Origin of the sequence: Leptolyngbya cf. ectocarpi LEGE 11479 (assembly GCF_015207065.1) — a bacterium.
Classification (GTDB): domain Bacteria; phylum Cyanobacteriota; class Cyanobacteriia; order Phormidesmidales; family Phormidesmidaceae; genus Leptothoe; species Leptothoe ectocarpi.
The window spans coordinates 18,991-32,968 of the sequence record NZ_JADEXP010000027.1; the positions used below are offsets into that span (position 1 = coordinate 18,991).

Annotated in this window: 15 protein-coding genes; 5 read left to right on the forward strand and 10 right to left on the reverse strand. The window is 48.9% G+C overall.

The genetic code is table 11. From position 1 onward, the window contains the following. Positions 1-12: 12 nt before the first annotated feature. The 3 genes from IQ260_RS05335 to IQ260_RS05345 all read left to right on the forward strand — a co-directional run bounded on the left by IQ260_RS05335 (position 13) and on the right by IQ260_RS05345 (position 3,299). Positions 13-672, forward strand: a complete 660-nt coding sequence (locus IQ260_RS05335) for a response regulator (RefSeq protein ID WP_193991548.1) — start codon at positions 13-15, stop codon at positions 670-672. Between the two features lie 11 nt (positions 673-683). Next, positions 684-2,552 carry a sensor histidine kinase gene (locus tag IQ260_RS05340; RefSeq protein ID WP_193991550.1) on the forward strand — a complete coding sequence of 623 codons (1,869 nt, stop codon included), beginning with the start codon at positions 684-686 and terminating at the stop codon, positions 2,550-2,552. A 228-nt stretch (positions 2,553-2,780) separates the two neighbouring features. After that, the gene (locus tag IQ260_RS05345) at positions 2,781-3,299 is read left to right on the forward strand and encodes a fasciclin domain-containing protein (protein ID WP_193991552.1); all 519 of its coding nucleotides are present in this window, start codon (positions 2,781-2,783) and stop codon (positions 3,297-3,299) included. 473 nt (positions 3,300-3,772) lie between these two features. Here IQ260_RS05345 and IQ260_RS05350 read toward each other — a convergent pair whose 3' ends face one another. The 9 genes from IQ260_RS05350 to IQ260_RS05385 form a co-directional block, all read right to left on the reverse strand. Then, the gene (locus tag IQ260_RS05350; RefSeq protein ID WP_228015588.1) at positions 3,773-5,392 is read right to left on the reverse strand and encodes a protein adenylyltransferase SelO; all 1,620 of its coding nucleotides are present in this window, start codon (positions 5,390-5,392) and stop codon (positions 3,773-3,775) included. Between the two features lie 261 nt (positions 5,393-5,653). After that, a complete protein-coding gene (locus IQ260_RS05355; RefSeq protein ID WP_193991556.1) occupies positions 5,654-6,259 on the reverse strand; it encodes a hypothetical protein in 606 nt (201 codons plus the stop codon). A gap of 77 nt (positions 6,260-6,336) precedes the next feature. Beyond that, the gene (locus IQ260_RS31830; protein WP_228015589.1) at positions 6,337-6,594 is read right to left on the reverse strand and encodes a DUF433 domain-containing protein; all 258 of its coding nucleotides are present in this window, start codon (positions 6,592-6,594) and stop codon (positions 6,337-6,339) included. A gap of 182 nt (positions 6,595-6,776) precedes the next feature. Then, entirely contained in the window at positions 6,777-7,529 is a 753-nt protein-coding gene (locus IQ260_RS05365; protein WP_193991558.1) for a hypothetical protein, read from the reverse strand. Between the two features lie 333 nt (positions 7,530-7,862). Then, positions 7,863-8,021: a CysS/YqeB C-terminal domain-containing protein gene (locus tag IQ260_RS30875; RefSeq protein WP_228015590.1), complete on the reverse strand. Its 159-nt coding sequence runs from the start codon at positions 8,019-8,021 to the stop codon at positions 7,863-7,865. Next, on the reverse strand, positions 7,994-8,233 hold the full coding sequence (locus IQ260_RS30880) for a DALR domain-containing protein (RefSeq protein ID WP_228015591.1): 240 nt from the start codon (positions 8,231-8,233) through the stop codon (positions 7,994-7,996). Before IQ260_RS30880 ends, IQ260_RS30875 begins: the two co-directional genes overlap by 28 nt. Positions 8,234-8,296: 63 nt before the next feature. Beyond that, positions 8,297-9,004, reverse strand: coding sequence for a class I SAM-dependent methyltransferase (locus tag IQ260_RS05375; RefSeq protein ID WP_193991560.1), 708 nt, complete (start codon positions 9,002-9,004; stop codon positions 8,297-8,299). A gap of 31 nt (positions 9,005-9,035) precedes the next feature. After that, complete coding sequence (locus IQ260_RS05380; protein ID WP_193991561.1) at positions 9,036-10,106, reverse strand: WD40 repeat domain-containing protein; 1,071 nt, start codon at positions 10,104-10,106, stop codon at positions 9,036-9,038. 275 nt (positions 10,107-10,381) lie between these two features. Next, on the reverse strand, positions 10,382-11,038 hold the full coding sequence (locus IQ260_RS05385) for a CobW family GTP-binding protein (protein ID WP_193991562.1): 657 nt from the start codon (positions 11,036-11,038) through the stop codon (positions 10,382-10,384). A 277-nt stretch (positions 11,039-11,315) separates the two neighbouring features. On the opposite strand from IQ260_RS05385, the gene IQ260_RS05390 reads away from it, so the two are divergent. Then, entirely contained in the window at positions 11,316-12,554 is a 1,239-nt protein-coding gene (locus IQ260_RS05390) for an FAD/NAD(P)-binding protein (RefSeq protein ID WP_193991563.1), read from the forward strand. Between the two features lie 33 nt (positions 12,555-12,587). Here the strand turns inward: IQ260_RS05390 and IQ260_RS05395 are convergent, their stop codons facing one another. Next, on the reverse strand, positions 12,588-13,280 hold the full coding sequence (locus IQ260_RS05395; RefSeq protein ID WP_193991564.1) for a uracil-DNA glycosylase: 693 nt from the start codon (positions 13,278-13,280) through the stop codon (positions 12,588-12,590). Positions 13,281-13,624: 344 nt separating this feature from the next. Between IQ260_RS05395 and IQ260_RS05400 the strand changes: the two genes are divergently transcribed. Next, positions 13,625-13,978 (forward strand): hypothetical protein (locus tag IQ260_RS05400; RefSeq protein ID WP_228015593.1); only part of this gene is annotated, 354 nt, incomplete at its 3' end.

Genomic DNA, 13,978 nt, shown 5'->3' on the forward strand with positions numbered 1-13,978 from the left:
ATGACTGGAACCATGGTGCAAGCATCTACGAAGACCTTTGTTGTTGTGGATGACCACGACTCAGTATTGGAGGGAACCTGCCAGGTGCTGCAGGCGCAATATCCCGATGCTAAGATCTCGACCGCTAGCAAGGCCGATGATGTGGAAGCTTTAATCCGAGATACTCAGCCGGATTTGGTGGTGATGGATCTATCCATTCCTGAAAAGGAGGGGGATAAGTCGCAAACGGAAACGGGATTGAATCTTTTGCGATCGCTACTCCAAAACTACCCCACCCTCCACATCGTTGTCCAAAGTGCCCATGTAAAAACCCTAGTCCGGCTAAAGTCTTTGATTGACAAACATCAGGCCGGGTTCACCATCGCTGACAAAAGCCTATCCAGTTCTGAAATGCTGATCAAAGTAGACTGGGCGCTCAACGGGTTACTCTATACGCCTCCTGAAATGCGGCTGGGTTTGGAGGTTAAACCGGAATGGTTAAAAATGTTACAGCTGGCGTTTACTGACGGCCTGACCGATAAAGCAATTGCCCAGCAAATGAATGTGGCAGAACGCACGGTGCGTCACTACTGGACGCGAGTACAGGATGCCCTGGGTGTGTATCCTGATACAGGTATCAATATCCGCGTTCAAACCTACAACAAGGCCCGACAGATGGGGCTGTTAGATTAGTTTTTTGCCCCATGAAATTCTCTTGGCCTGCTCACTGGCGGTTGAGCCTTTTACCAGGACTCTCCATCACCGGGTTGATCATTCTAATTCGTCTGTTAGGCTGGCTGCAGCCCCTGGAGTGGCAGGCTCTGGACCTGAGTTTGAGAGTACGTCCCGCTGAGGTAAAAGACTCCCGCATTACCTTGGTGACCATTACTGAGGAGGATATTCAAACCGCCCTTGACTATCCCATTTCCGATCAGGCCCTGGCTGAGTTAATAGACACCATCCAGTCTTATAGTCCTCGGGTTGTCGGTCTGGATATCTTTCGAGATAAGCCCGTGGGTGAGGGGTATCGAACATTAGTTCAGACGCTAAAATCGTTTGATAACATTATCGGCATTTACCGAATTGATGCATCGAGTCTGGTGCCACCGCCGCCAGCACTGCCGGAAGAACAACTTGGTTTTGCAGACGCGATTGTAGACCGAGATGGTTTTTTGAGGCGCAGCTTACTCGGGGCCACGGACCAGCAAGGGACATATCGCTTTTCATTAACGATTCAGCTGGTGGCGCGCTATCTGGCCGATGATGGTTTGATTTTAGAAAACGGCATTCGCGATCCTGACACCATGCGGTTTGGCGCGACAGAAATTCCCCGCTTTCGGTCCAATACTGGGGGCTATGTGCGCTCTGACCAGGGGGGCAATCGCACCTTGATTAATTTTCGAGCCGGGTCTGACCCGTTTGAAAAAGTTACCTACAATGCTCTGATGTCGGGGCAAGTTGCTCCAGAATTACTGCGCGATCGCATCGTCATTCTGGGTTATAGCGCCGCTAGCGTTAAGGACTTTGTTAGCTCCGGTGCGATCGCAGGTGTGAATCCTAGTTTGGTGCCCGGCATGGATGCCCAGGCCCACGCGGTTAGCCAAATTATCAGCGCTGTCTATGACAGGCGTTCCTTTTTAAGGAGTCTGCCGGACGGTGTAGAGTATTTGCTAATTGTGGCCAGTGGTGTCATCGGTATGACCCTGGCCCAATGGCGACGTCAGCCTGTAGTACATTTTCTCGTCATTGTGGGTATCGGCAGTGCTTGTGTACTCATTAGCTACGGCTTGTTACTCACTAGCTGGTGGCTGCCGCTGGTGCCTACGGTGGCTGTGTTTTTACTCAATGCGGCGGTGCTTTATCCGTTTTATCAGGCCCAGGCTCAGCTGCGATCGCAGTTAGACGATCGGCAAAAGCTGATCGATCAAACCTACAACACCATCCATAACGGCCCCCTGCAAACACTGGCTCAAATGATTAGCACTTGGCCAGTGGGGCAGCCAGCCCCGGCCTCTATGCGTGTAGACTTGCAGAACCTCAATCAAGAACTCCGCGACCTCTATGATGCCATCCGTCAGGAAAGTCTGTTACCCACGGGCCAGCTGGTATTGACCGGACAGCAGGCTCTGGATTTACAGATGCCCTTGGACGAGCTGCTGCGGGAGGCTTATCACATTACCCTGGAACGTCACCGAGACTTTTTTGAACCCATTATCAGGATAGTTGCCTTTGAACCCATGGATGATACCCAGCTGAGTGTGGATCAAAAGCGAGATTTAGGACGTTTTTTAGAAGAAGCCCTGCTGAATATTCAAAAATATGCCAAAGGCACCACTCGGCTGACGATAGACTGCCGACAGAAGGATAGCAACAACATTATTCAGATCATTGACAATGGTGAGGGGATTAAACCAGCTCAGACCATAGCCTCTGGGGGGTATGGCACCCGACAGGCCCAGCGGCTGGCCCGTAGTCTCCATGGAACATTTAGTCGTACAGAGGTTACCCCCAAAGGTGTTTGCTGTGAGCTACGCTGGCCAATTCGACAAGTTTGGTTAAAACGCTGGCTTTGAGGTGATTAAATCAACGCCAGAGAGCCGTTACAACTCAAGCAAAAATTCCGTCCGCGAATGAATATAACGTAGGTTTTAAGCCTACATTCAAACAAGATTAATCCTGAACTCAGATTTTTATGGATTACTAAGAGTGTACCTGAGGCTCTGCCTTAGCTCGTTTGAGTCATTTAGTGACTTACGGTGGCTGCGTTCATAACATTTTACCTGTGGGAGATTCACTAGACTATGGCACTTCTTTCTAAACTTACTTCACGATGTCTTAAGGCTGCTGGTATCGGGTTCGCCAGTTTGTTTATTGCATTACCCATAACCGCCCAAAGTGCTGATGCTCAAAGCATTGCTGAGATTGCTAGTTCAAACGATTCCTTCGATGTTCTAACATCTCTCTTAGAAGAGGCAGGTTGGGTTGAAGCATTTGATGGCTCCAATGGGAAGGAATTTACTGTCTTTGCTCCGACAGATGAGGCTTTTAGCCGTTTACCTGCGGAAACACTGGAAAGTCTTTATGAACCTGAAAACAGGGAAACGCTATATGACGTTCTTGCTTACCATGTTATCGGTGGTAGCGTAACCTCCGATCAGCTTTCTTCTGGAGTGGTGGATAGTAAAGCGGGTGGGCTACCGTTACAAGTGGAGGTGGGTGAACAAATAATGATTAATGATGCCACTGTTAGTACAGCGGATATCACGGCTACTAATGGTGTTATCCATGTGATTGATATGGTATTGATTCCACAACGATAGGTTTAATCCTAATCTCACCACATCTTGTAAGGGCTGCGTCTTGTGCCAGCCTTTACAAGATGCAGGTACATGAGTTAAGCGAGCGGTAGTCCTGTGATGATAATCAGTCCAATTAGTAAGGCAAACCAACTGCCAGCATCACCGGCGGAAGTCAACGATAAAATGAAGCCAGCAACTATCAAACCGACCGGTGCATGCGATGGTTAGCTGACTGATTGGGCTCATATTGCAAGAGTAGAGCTTAAACGAGTGTCAGTAAGGCTGTGATGGCTTTACCTGGTCTTTTTTTCAGCAAGCCCTAAGTAGATAAGGGATGAGGATTTAATAACTTCCATGATTTTGCTTGAGGTAAAGCAGGATAACCTTTCCCCTCCTGGGAGGGGAGAAATTGGCACATTATTAATTCCCGATCCCTAAAACGTTGAGGCATCTACGACTCTGCAAGTACGCGCCGGTCGGCGGCCCGCGCGTCATCAAGATGAACAACTATAATACGACACGCCACCAACGTCAGAAAACGCGCTAGGTCTTAGACGATAGTATTTATCTTCTACGTCTTGTGATTGTTCATCATAGGGATGGCTAAATACTGCTTGTAACTCTCTAACTAACGTATAGTCACCCTGCATGGCTTGTTGATAGGCAGGGACAATCAACCACTCTCGCCATGTGTATTTTGGATTAATCTGTTTCATAGTTGTTGATATCTCAGCCAAATTACCGTCGTTAATGAGGCCGCGCCAGCTTTTTAGCCAAGTTTGCCATTGTTCATCGAGTTGTTGTGACGTTTTACCATAGAAGCTCTTTTTTAAGGCTGAGACATCGTCTGGTATGTGGGATAACTCGCGGAAGAAAATGGTGTAATCCACATCTGAGTGGGTCATTAACTGCATTAATTTCTTAAATATCTGTGGGTTAAATTCAGTTAAGCCAAGTTTGGCTGCCCACATTTTTTGGATTTGTTGTTGCATGGCTTCTGCAAAGCCACGGCCTACTTGGTCAAACTGCTCTAAAGCGTCAGCATCTTCGACAAGTAATGGTCTCACAGTTTTCCAAAACATATAATAATTCGCGTCTGCTGCCCTTGGCTGATTGATGAATGCAAAGTGTTCGCCGCCGCCAGTCCACGGTTGAAACCAAGGGTCAAAAATTTCACAAAACCCAAAGGGTCCATAGTCGAGGGTAAAGCCACCAGCGGCGCAGTTGTCACTGTTAAAGTTACCCTGACAATAACCAACACGTAGCCAATTGGCCACTAGTGACGTAAGACGCTGGCGAAATAGCTTAGCCAACTCAACCAATTGATCGGCAAAACCAAGGTTTTGATTAATGTCGCTTTTGTATTCTCGCTCAATTAAATGGGACACGATCATGCGCAGCTCTTCTGATGCTTTGGGATGGGCATTGTTGCGATCGCGGCGGGCGAATAGCTCCAATTGACCAACGCGCAAAAAGGATGGGGCAACGCGAGTGGAAATGGCCACAGGATTGTCCACCAAAACATCGGGGTCAATAGAGCAGGAGTCTTGAGAATACCAAGGCCGGGTAACGGTCTCAGATTTAGAAACATACAGTGTTAAAGAGCGCGATGTTGGCACCCCTAAAGCGTGCATATAGTCTTGCGCTAGAAACTCACGCACACTTGAACGGAGTACTGCGCGCCCCTCGGCACCACGGCAATAGGGCGTTGGGCCACCCCCTTTCAATTGCATTTCCCTGCGCTGGCCATTGATTATTCCTTCAAATATAGATATCGCCCGACCATCGCCATAACCATTCCCCGTACCGAATGGACAATTGTGGGTATATTCGGTGCCATAAATCGACAGTGCATAACCCGTCGCCCAGCCAACCTGACGCATAGGCTCATGCGTAGCAGAGATATCACCAGAAAATACCTGGCGAAATTTTTCGTCAAGCGCCAGATTATCGCTCAACCCAAGTTCCTTAAAAAAGGCGCTGCTATGGGCTACGTATTCTGGTTCTGGAAGCGGCGTGGGTGTCACAGGTACGAAATGACCCGAAAAAACCTGGCGGGCACGGTGATCATCACCATCGACCGTGGCATCAGGATCGGCATTTAAGGTATCCATCAGAGAATAATTCGCCAATCGCACAAACTGATCGAATGTGGTTATGCAGGGCTCAGCAGATGCCTCTGGTGAGGGCTTAGATGGATATGGCATGTTGCTGGCGAGGGAAAGATTTATGGTTAATTGAGGATCATGTAGAGGCTAGCATATTCAATGTGGAGCTTTCTAGACTGACCTGTTAGTAGGCTGCAGAAAGGCTTACTGGCTCAGCAGTTATCGACAAATAGATGATGCCAGTGTGCCTACAATGATGCAGACCTATTACAGTTTAGCTTCCTCAATCAGCTGTGCTACTGCTTCCAAGGCACCAAATAGTCTGGCTAAATTATCAATTGTGTAGTTACCGGTGCTTCTGGTGAATATGTCTAGCACCAATTGACCAAACTGCCAAAGGTTACCATCGGTGACGATGCCATAGACTGGAAATTTGGCATCCTCGTTTATTTTTTGGGAGGCTACTAACTCGGCTAAACATTGTCCCCATCCATGTTCAAAGTCATTTTTCTTGGCTTCTACGACGACGACAATCGGCGTTTCTAGGACTGTTTTTCCGAGGTTTGAGCGCTTTGAAAAGATGTAATCTGGCGTCCCTGAAAGTGTGGAATCATAGGAGATACTCTTTTGAATCCAGAAAGAATAGTCTTGAGCATGTTTTTTATACAGCTCACGCAGTAACGGAGATATAATCAGCTCACTGCGCGATGCCTCCGATGTGAAAATGTCAATATTCTCTTTGCTAAATCGAAAATCGCTTAGAAAAGCTTCAGAGGGTGATATCTCCGTCACCGTAAGAAAGTCACGCTCATCATATTTGATGTCATACTTCTTCTGCACATCTGCAACAGTTTTGAAATCACTAAATGACATTTTTAGAGTTACCTATTCAAAGTCTTTGTCTAAATAAACGTGAAATACCACTCATAGATCCCGCACTCGTGGATCAATCAACTGATCAGGAATACAATTTTGCTCAATGCATTCATTGATTTCTGCTTGATGATCCAGATAATAGCTAAGTGCATCAAAAACCTGGGATAAACCGAGGTGTGGCGCAGTCTTTGGGGGATTTCCTTGGGTGAAACTCCAATACGCCACATTTCTACAATTGCTCTAACAGGCGTACGAGTTCCCTTAATGATCGGCTCATTGCTCCGTATTTCGTCATTTCTGACAATATGGCAGTGCTCTATCGTTTGTACCATACTGATGTTCCAGAGGGATTACTATATAGAACCAATCCCATTTTAGCTTGAAAATAAATTTCCGAGCCTGTTTAATCTATTAGGGCAGAAGCGTTAGAGAACCATCAGAAACACGGAATAAATTCATATGTTCAACATTATTTATTAGCTCTTATTAACTCTCACCCAGCCCAGCGGCATTCCTAGTACTTCTCAAAATTTGCAGCGGCATAGCCCTCCTCCCATTCGCATTTGGGGCATAATTCAAAATCCTCAAATGCGATATCTGAATGTAGGTAATCAGCGCCGCACTGCCTACATTGGAGAACCTCTTCACGGTGCCCACAAAGCAAACAAGTCTCGGCTTCAAGGTCGAACGTATTGTTACTACAAATCGGGCAATCCTGAGTTGGCACTCTAGAATCTAATAGTTGATTAAGTACAGAACGACGCTGAGATTCAAAGAACTCTGCGAACTCGTTAAGCTTGGCCCAATGTGGGTCATCAATTCTTCGGCTGGCCCAGCCTAGCTCTAATTCATCGGATGCGAACTTAAAAATGAATACCAGTACATTACCAATAACTATGCGTGATTCTGCCTCACTGATTTGGAACTCATAATGTTCTATCTCATTACGCTTTTCGCGAATGGTCTCTAAAGCCGATTGGTCTTCCTTATCAAAATTAATGCCGCCAATCTTCTCTAAGCGCTGCAGTGCCTGTGCAGCCCCAACTGTATGTGCGGACTTTGAGGGAAATTGGTCAACCTTTGAAAAGACAAATGCCGGATGTATTCTTCTGAGTCGTTCCTTGAATAGGAGTTCAGCAACATGAGATAAATCAAGGATGACTCGTTTGTGGTCACTCAATTTGAGAGCCCCTGAATCAGTAGCCAGGTGTGCTATGGCATGTTCAAGACTATCTAGTGCATTCTCAATCAAGTTGAAGTTTTGCATGTGTTTTGCTTAAACTTGGTTGTCCATCAACTCTTATTAGATTGACAGTTTCAGTCTATCTGCCTGAAACAAATTGGATGTATTGATTCTTCGCAGCATATCTCGACAAGTTGGGCAGATATACTGCAGTTTGTCTATATAGTATGCTTATATTAGGTGAGTATATTGCGTTTTTCAGTATAGATGCAGAATCTCTCAGTAATTTTTTCTGGTAACAGGTCAAAATAAGCACATTGGTTGAGTGCCCATCATTTATGAGTACTCAACTGCGAAAGCTACTGGACCCAGTCAGAGACCAGATTCACTTATAACCATTACTCCGATCGCGCTGATTCACTGCCGATGCCAACGGACGGCTCCATTTGGTTGATCAACCACCGTACCCCCCCCTGCCGCTAGCTGATCGCGAATATCATCTGCTGTTATAAAGTCTCGCTGATGTCGGGCCGTTTGGCGCTGGTGAATTAGATCTGCGATCGCACCCTCATCCAATTCACCGCTGCGACATCAGTATCACTGTCGGCTTTGGCCTCTAATCCCAATACCTGGGCCAGATACGACAACGTTTGCCACTGCTGCCAGAGCAGCTCAAGGCTGGATTGGGTCTGCCCTTCATGCACCAGACGGTTCCCCTCTCGCTGCAGTCCTTTGGCCAGCTCAAACAGTACAGCCAGAGCACCCGATGTATTCAGATCATCGTCCATAGCAGTTCGAAACCGTTCGACCCACGGTTCTATAGATGGCAACTATGGTTCTCCATGCATACGTTAGCCATGGCAAGCACTCTTACAGCAATACCACGCATGAATTAATCCAACTTGATAAAAATGATTAGGCTCTTCGAATCCAGCACCTTGAATCAGCCTAGCAATATCATATTCAGGTATAACGGCAACACTCTTACCATAGGCATCTCTCATTCCATCTAGACTTTCAGGAGAAATGCCACCTTCTTTCATCATCTCTAGCCAAGTTTGAAGTAAGCTTTGATAGCTAGAAGAGCTTAGATCTGCAGAAAGATCCGAACTAACCAGAATTCCTCCGGGTTTTAAGTAATTGGCAATAGACTTAAAAAAGTTCAATCTCGACTCTTCTTCTAAAATGAACTGAGAAACTAAGAGGGAAGTTGCTGCATCAAATAGATTAGATGAGGAAAGTGTTTCAAGGTAACCAGAATGAAAGCTGCAGCGCCTTTCTAAGTCGAGCGATCTTAATCGTTTGCGACACACGTTCAGCATACTAGTGGAGGGTTCGACCGCTGTAAAGTGCCACGTTGGGAACCTTTGTGCCAAGTAGATTATTTCTGCCCCAGTACCCGCTCCAACACAAAGAATATTTGCGTCAGCTTGCAAGCTAGAAAGCACACCGCCCATGAGTAAGTGCAGTGAATCGTTTATGGCACCCAAGTTTGCCCATTGAGCATCATAGGATTCGGCCATGTTATTAAAGGTGGCTTTAACTTTATCTCTCTGCATAAATTCTCTAGCTTTAAAAAAATAAACTGACCTACTTAAACCCTCTCCCTTTGGTCGTTTCAGTCCATACACACAGTTCTCCACCACTGCCGCCAGCAGCTAACATTGTGCCCTGCCCTGCCCAGGCCAAACACGAAAAACCAGCGGACCCCTTCAACGTTTGCGCAATCTGACTAGACTTTTGCCATAAATACAAACAACCATCTTCAGCCGCAGAGGCCAGTAATAGAGTCTCGGGCCGAAACGAAATTGCCTGCACCATCCCCTCATGGTCTTCCAACACCTGAGGATTCCAGCCTGCTGATTCATCAGCCGCCTTGGTCCACACAACCACCCCTTCACCACTGATCGATGCCAGCAACGGCGCATCTCGTACCGTCGGTTTTGACCAGGCTAACTGCCGCACCTTGCCCGGAAACCCCTGCATCCGCCAGGGAGCAGGATGATCCTTTGCCCACACCAAAACTGAGCGATCATTGTTCCCTGATGCCAGGTAATTACCATCCGGTGACCAGGCAACTGCCACACTCGCCCCACCTACTTCCCTCACCACTGGGGCCTCATTCCAGTCCTGGGATTTCCAGGTTTTAATACTTTGGTTACCCCCTAGCGATAGTCTTGTTCCCTGGGGATTCCAGGCGAGATCTAATACGGAGGAGTCTTCAAAATTTAAGGTGGTGACAACGGTTTGCTCAACGGCGTGCCACACCTGCACATAGCGGCCAAAACTAAAGGTCAGTGCCGGAGAACTCGGGTGCCACTGCAGCCGATCAATCCAGGTACGCTCATGCTCTAAGGTTGTTAGCAGTGTGGGCTCATCACCATTAAGCTGCCAGATCCAGACTGTGCCTGCCTGACCGCCAGCTGCGAGAAATTTGCCATCGGCGGAAATGGCTAGGGCATCTACAGATTCTCCCTGGGGGCTTTGTAGGCAGGTGGATTTATCCGTTGCAGGTGTGTAGAGGACTACCTCGCCTGCGCCAGAGCTGGCGGCGATTTGGGTGCCAGCGGGGGACCAGGCAATGGCGGTGACATAGTCGGAAAGATGGGTGTTCCAGAGCTGCTGGAGTACGGTTTTTTTATGTTTTTTTGTTCTCAGCATGGGTTTGGGCATTACTGGCTAGAAAGGCTATTGGGGAAACGTAGCGTAAGATGGTGGTGGGGAGCTTGAAGATGTTGCTTGGGGTCCCTCCGAGTTCCCCAAACCCCCATGGGCAGGGCCGGAACGCCGCCCTACAACCCACCGTAATAGGTTATCCCTAATAGCGTTAGTCTGGGGTTACGGCGGGGTCGATTATCTATGTTCTGGATCGATTTCTGCGAGAAATTTAGTGTATAAAATTCGGATCATGAAGTTGTTTTTTAATGAATTTTTACTCAACAGTCTCGAAAGTGCTCTGCTAGATTTAGCTGCTCCAGGTTACGACCGATAAATACTAGTTCGTTTTTACGGGATTCGTCTGGTTTCCAGGGGCGATCTTGGCGACCGTCGAACAACATGTGTATCCCTTGAAAGACAAATCGGTTGTCTTTTCCGGCCATGTTGAGAATGCCTTTCATGCGAAAAATGTTGGGGCCGTGGTCGCGCAATAGTTCTCCTATCCAGGTTTCTAGTTTGTCGCCATCGAGTTCTCCTGATTCTACTAGGGCAACGGAACCTACGGTTTCGTCGTGCTCATGGGCGGTTTCGTTGAGGAAATCTGGGTCGATGTTCAAAGCCTTATTTAGGTCAAAGGCGCTGACGCCGAGGAGGGCATCCATTTCAATTTGGGCATCACGGGTGCGATGGATTTTGGCTAGGGCATTCATTCCTCGAATCCGCTGTTCCAGTTTTGTTAGTTCCTCTTCTGTGACTAGGTCAATCTTATTGAGCAAAATGTCGATGCCCACTTCGCCAAATTCGTTGACGATTACAGCTACTTTTTTGCCATGCTCGTGGGTGAGAATGCGATTTAACAGGGTGGTTTTACCTGCGCCTAGATAGCCGGTTAAAACGGTTACGGGGACGGTGTTGTAAATGTCGTCGGTTACCATGGATCGTCTCCTTGAGTGGTGTTTGCCTAGGCTTGAAAGTGTGCGATCGCACCCAACTCAGCACCATAGTCTTCGTATAGCCCCAGCGAACCGGACAAGGGACGTTGCCAGGGTGCTTGCCTATAATTGCATAAGAATGATAATCATTCTTGTCGCTAAAAGCCGTTACCCTTTATTAACTTTTTAGGGGCGGTGGAAATTGGAGTGTGACCACATAAAACCGCTTTGCACTATACTCCTAGAATGATAATCATTATCATTTTTCTGGGTTTTATTTATGGTTAATGCTCCTGCACTGCCCAAAACGATTGATATTGCAATTGTGGGGGCAGGTCCCCAGGCGCTAACGCTGGTAACCCACCTGATACAGAAGAAGAAATCCATGCGCCACCGCTTTGTGGTGCTAGATCCTGCAGGGACCTGGCTGCGGCAGTGGCAGCATCAGTTTGCTGCCTACGAGATTCCCCACCTGCGATCGCCTGCCGTCCATCACCCAGACCCCAATCCCCATGCGCTGCGTACCTTTGCCGAACGCCGTTTTAATGAATTGCACCTGCCCTACGATCTGCCGGGCACCCAGCTTTTTCAAGATTTTTGCCAAGAGCTGATCCGACGATGGCAGCTGCAGGACCGGGTTGTGCTCGCCCAGGTTGAACAGATCGAGCCGATCCACCCACAGAGGCGACAGCGATTTCGACTAACGCTAGCAAACGGTCAAACGCTGATGGCCAAACGGGTGGTGTTAGCAACGTCAGGTGGCACTCCCCAATGGCCAGACTGGGCGCGGTCCCTGTCGCCCTATCCTGCCGAGCGGCTGCAACATGCCCAGCAGGTGGATCTGCGCGGTCTGCAGCTAGCGGGGGAGCGGGTGCTAATTGTGGGCAGTGGTTTAACCAGCGGTCATCTGGCCCTGGGGGCGACGGCGCGGGGCGCGCAGGTGATGATGATGGCCCGCAGGTCCTTTTATGAAAAGCTATTTGACGCTGAACCCGGCTGGCTCGGACCCAAGTACCTCAAAGGGTTTCATGCCGAACCCTGCTGGAAAACGCGCTGGCAGATGATTCAAGAGGCTCGCAATGGTGGGTCACTCACGCCCAGTGTTCTCACCCAGCTCCGTAGGCAGGAACGCGACGGTCAGCTGTCGTTTTACGAGCAGTGCGAGGTCAAGTCTGCCACCTGGACAGGTGAGCACTGGCAGGTGACCTGTACCCACCCCCAGGCCCATCACTGCATTGCCCATTTGCCGGTGGATCGCATCTGGCTGGCCACCGGCACCCAGCTGGATGTAAACCAGTGGCCACTGCTGTCGGCGGTGCGATCGCACCACCCACTAAAAACCATACACGGCCTGCCCCTGCTGGATCATCATCTGCGCTGGCCGGGGTGTAACCTGTTCATCATGGGCGGTGCAGCCGCGTTGCAGGTGGGGCCAGTGGCGAGAAACCTGTTTGGCGGTAAGCTGGCGTGCGATCGCATTGTTCCAGCACTGGTTAAAGCCCGCTCAACAGCTGGTTAGCCAGTTGACCGATCCTGTTTCTACAAACCTACCCTAGGCGCTAAGCTCGTCTAGTTTTTTACGGATAGCCTGAATATCCTGCCACATTAGCCACTTGGGTTTGCCCTTATCCCGTGATGGATTACGTAGCAGATAGGCCGGATGGAAAATCGCCATACAGTAGCGTCCCTCCCACTCCATCCAGTTGCCCCGCACTTTGGTAATGCCTTGCTTGACATCCAATAAACCTTTGAGCGCTGTGTTACCAGTCAGCAAAATAATTTTAGGATCCACCAGGCGCACCTGTTCTTTCAGGTAGGGCACACAGGCAGCAATTTCCCCTGCGGTTGGGTTACGGTTACCAGGGGGTCTACATTTCACCACATTGCAAATATAGACATCTTTCTGGGTATCCAACCGCACGGAGGCCAAAATCTTCTCCAGCAGCTGTCCCGATTTGCCCACAAAGGGTTTGCCCTGCTCATCCTCATTTTGACCCGGTCCTTCACCGATGATCATAATCGACGCTTTAGGACTGCCTCGACTAATCACCACGTTGGTACGACCGCTGGCCAGGTCACACCGCTGACACTGATTACAGTGACTCGCCAGCTGGTCCAAATCCTCATACGTTCCTGGAGGGATTGGAATGCTGGCACTGGTGGGAATTTGCTCCCAGTCTTCGGGAGATAGGGCGGCAGCTGCGGGGGCGGGCTGACCACCAAACAGGCCAATCTGCTCTGTCATAGAGGCTCAAGTGGCAAAGGACACAGTAGTTAGTGTATCGAGAAAGCGTAATAGTATAGTACGTCTTTAGATTAGCTTTGGTTGAACTATGCGGGTGCCTCCGACAGCGTGAGCACGTTCGAGTCCGTCTGTGATCAGAGGCAACAGCTGATTCGAACACGCCAGCAAACGAGTCTTCAGTGGGCGGTACCGTGGAGGCTCCTGCAACGGTATATGGTGATGGTGGGCGATGCTGGTTGCTGACTGACCGCCATTTCCAAGGCTGCTCTACAAACAATTGATACTTTGCGGCATATTTCGGTAGTGGATGCCATATTTGTGAAAAGTTGCTGCTTTGTGGGTCTATGGCTTCTGGAGATAAATCGTCGAGTTCTGAACAGCGTTGGGTGGAGCAAGCCCTGGGGGCATTTGTGCGTTGGGCTCCGCTTGGTGGCAGCGGCGGTGCATTTGTGCATTTTTTGTGGCAGCAGGAGTGGGGCATGTCCATCGTGATGTTTCCAGTAACGGCAGTGACAGGAATTTGGGCAGCCTACATAGAAAGCTTTTTGGCACGTCTGCGGGAAAGATTTAGTGAAAGAGGCAGTAAAGACGCCGATGCTCTAGTAGACGGTTTAGATCGACTGGACCAAGTGTTTCGGTGGCAGCTGTCGGGCTTTGACGGCAAGTACCTGAAGCGGATGAAAGCCGCCTGTTTGTAC

Excerpts from the sequence above, each read along its gene's own strand:
- IQ260_RS05335 (WP_193991548.1), top strand. The coding sequence starts at position 13 with ATGGTGCAAGCATCTACGAAGACCTTTGTTGTTGTGGATGACCACGAC.
- IQ260_RS05340 (WP_193991550.1), top strand. The coding sequence starts at position 684 with ATGAAATTCTCTTGGCCTGCTCACTGGCGGTTGAGCCTTTTACCAGGA.
- IQ260_RS05345 (WP_193991552.1), top strand. The coding sequence starts at position 2,781 with ATGGCACTTCTTTCTAAACTTACTTCACGATGTCTTAAGGCTGCTGGT.
- IQ260_RS05350 (WP_228015588.1), bottom strand. The coding sequence starts at position 5,392 with ATGGATACCTTAAATGCCGATCCTGATGCCACGGTCGATGGTGATGAT.
- IQ260_RS05355 (WP_193991556.1), bottom strand. The coding sequence starts at position 6,259 with ATGTCATTTAGTGATTTCAAAACTGTTGCAGATGTGCAGAAGAAGTAT.
- IQ260_RS31830 (WP_228015589.1), bottom strand. The coding sequence starts at position 6,594 with ATGGTACAAACGATAGAGCACTGCCATATTGTCAGAAATGACGAAATA.
- IQ260_RS05365 (WP_193991558.1), bottom strand. The coding sequence starts at position 7,529 with ATGCAAAACTTCAACTTGATTGAGAATGCACTAGATAGTCTTGAACAT.
- IQ260_RS30880 (WP_228015591.1), bottom strand. The coding sequence starts at position 8,233 with ATGGACGATGATCTGAATACATCGGGTGCTCTGGCTGTACTGTTTGAG.
- IQ260_RS05375 (WP_193991560.1), bottom strand. The coding sequence starts at position 9,004 with ATGCAGAGAGATAAAGTTAAAGCCACCTTTAATAACATGGCCGAATCC.
- IQ260_RS05380 (WP_193991561.1), bottom strand. The coding sequence starts at position 10,106 with ATGCTGAGAACAAAAAAACATAAAAAAACCGTACTCCAGCAGCTCTGG.
- IQ260_RS05385 (WP_193991562.1), bottom strand. The coding sequence starts at position 11,038 with ATGGTAACCGACGACATTTACAACACCGTCCCCGTAACCGTTTTAACC.
- IQ260_RS05390 (WP_193991563.1), top strand. The coding sequence starts at position 11,316 with ATGGTTAATGCTCCTGCACTGCCCAAAACGATTGATATTGCAATTGTG.
- IQ260_RS05395 (WP_193991564.1), bottom strand. The coding sequence starts at position 13,280 with ATGACAGAGCAGATTGGCCTGTTTGGTGGTCAGCCCGCCCCCGCAGCT.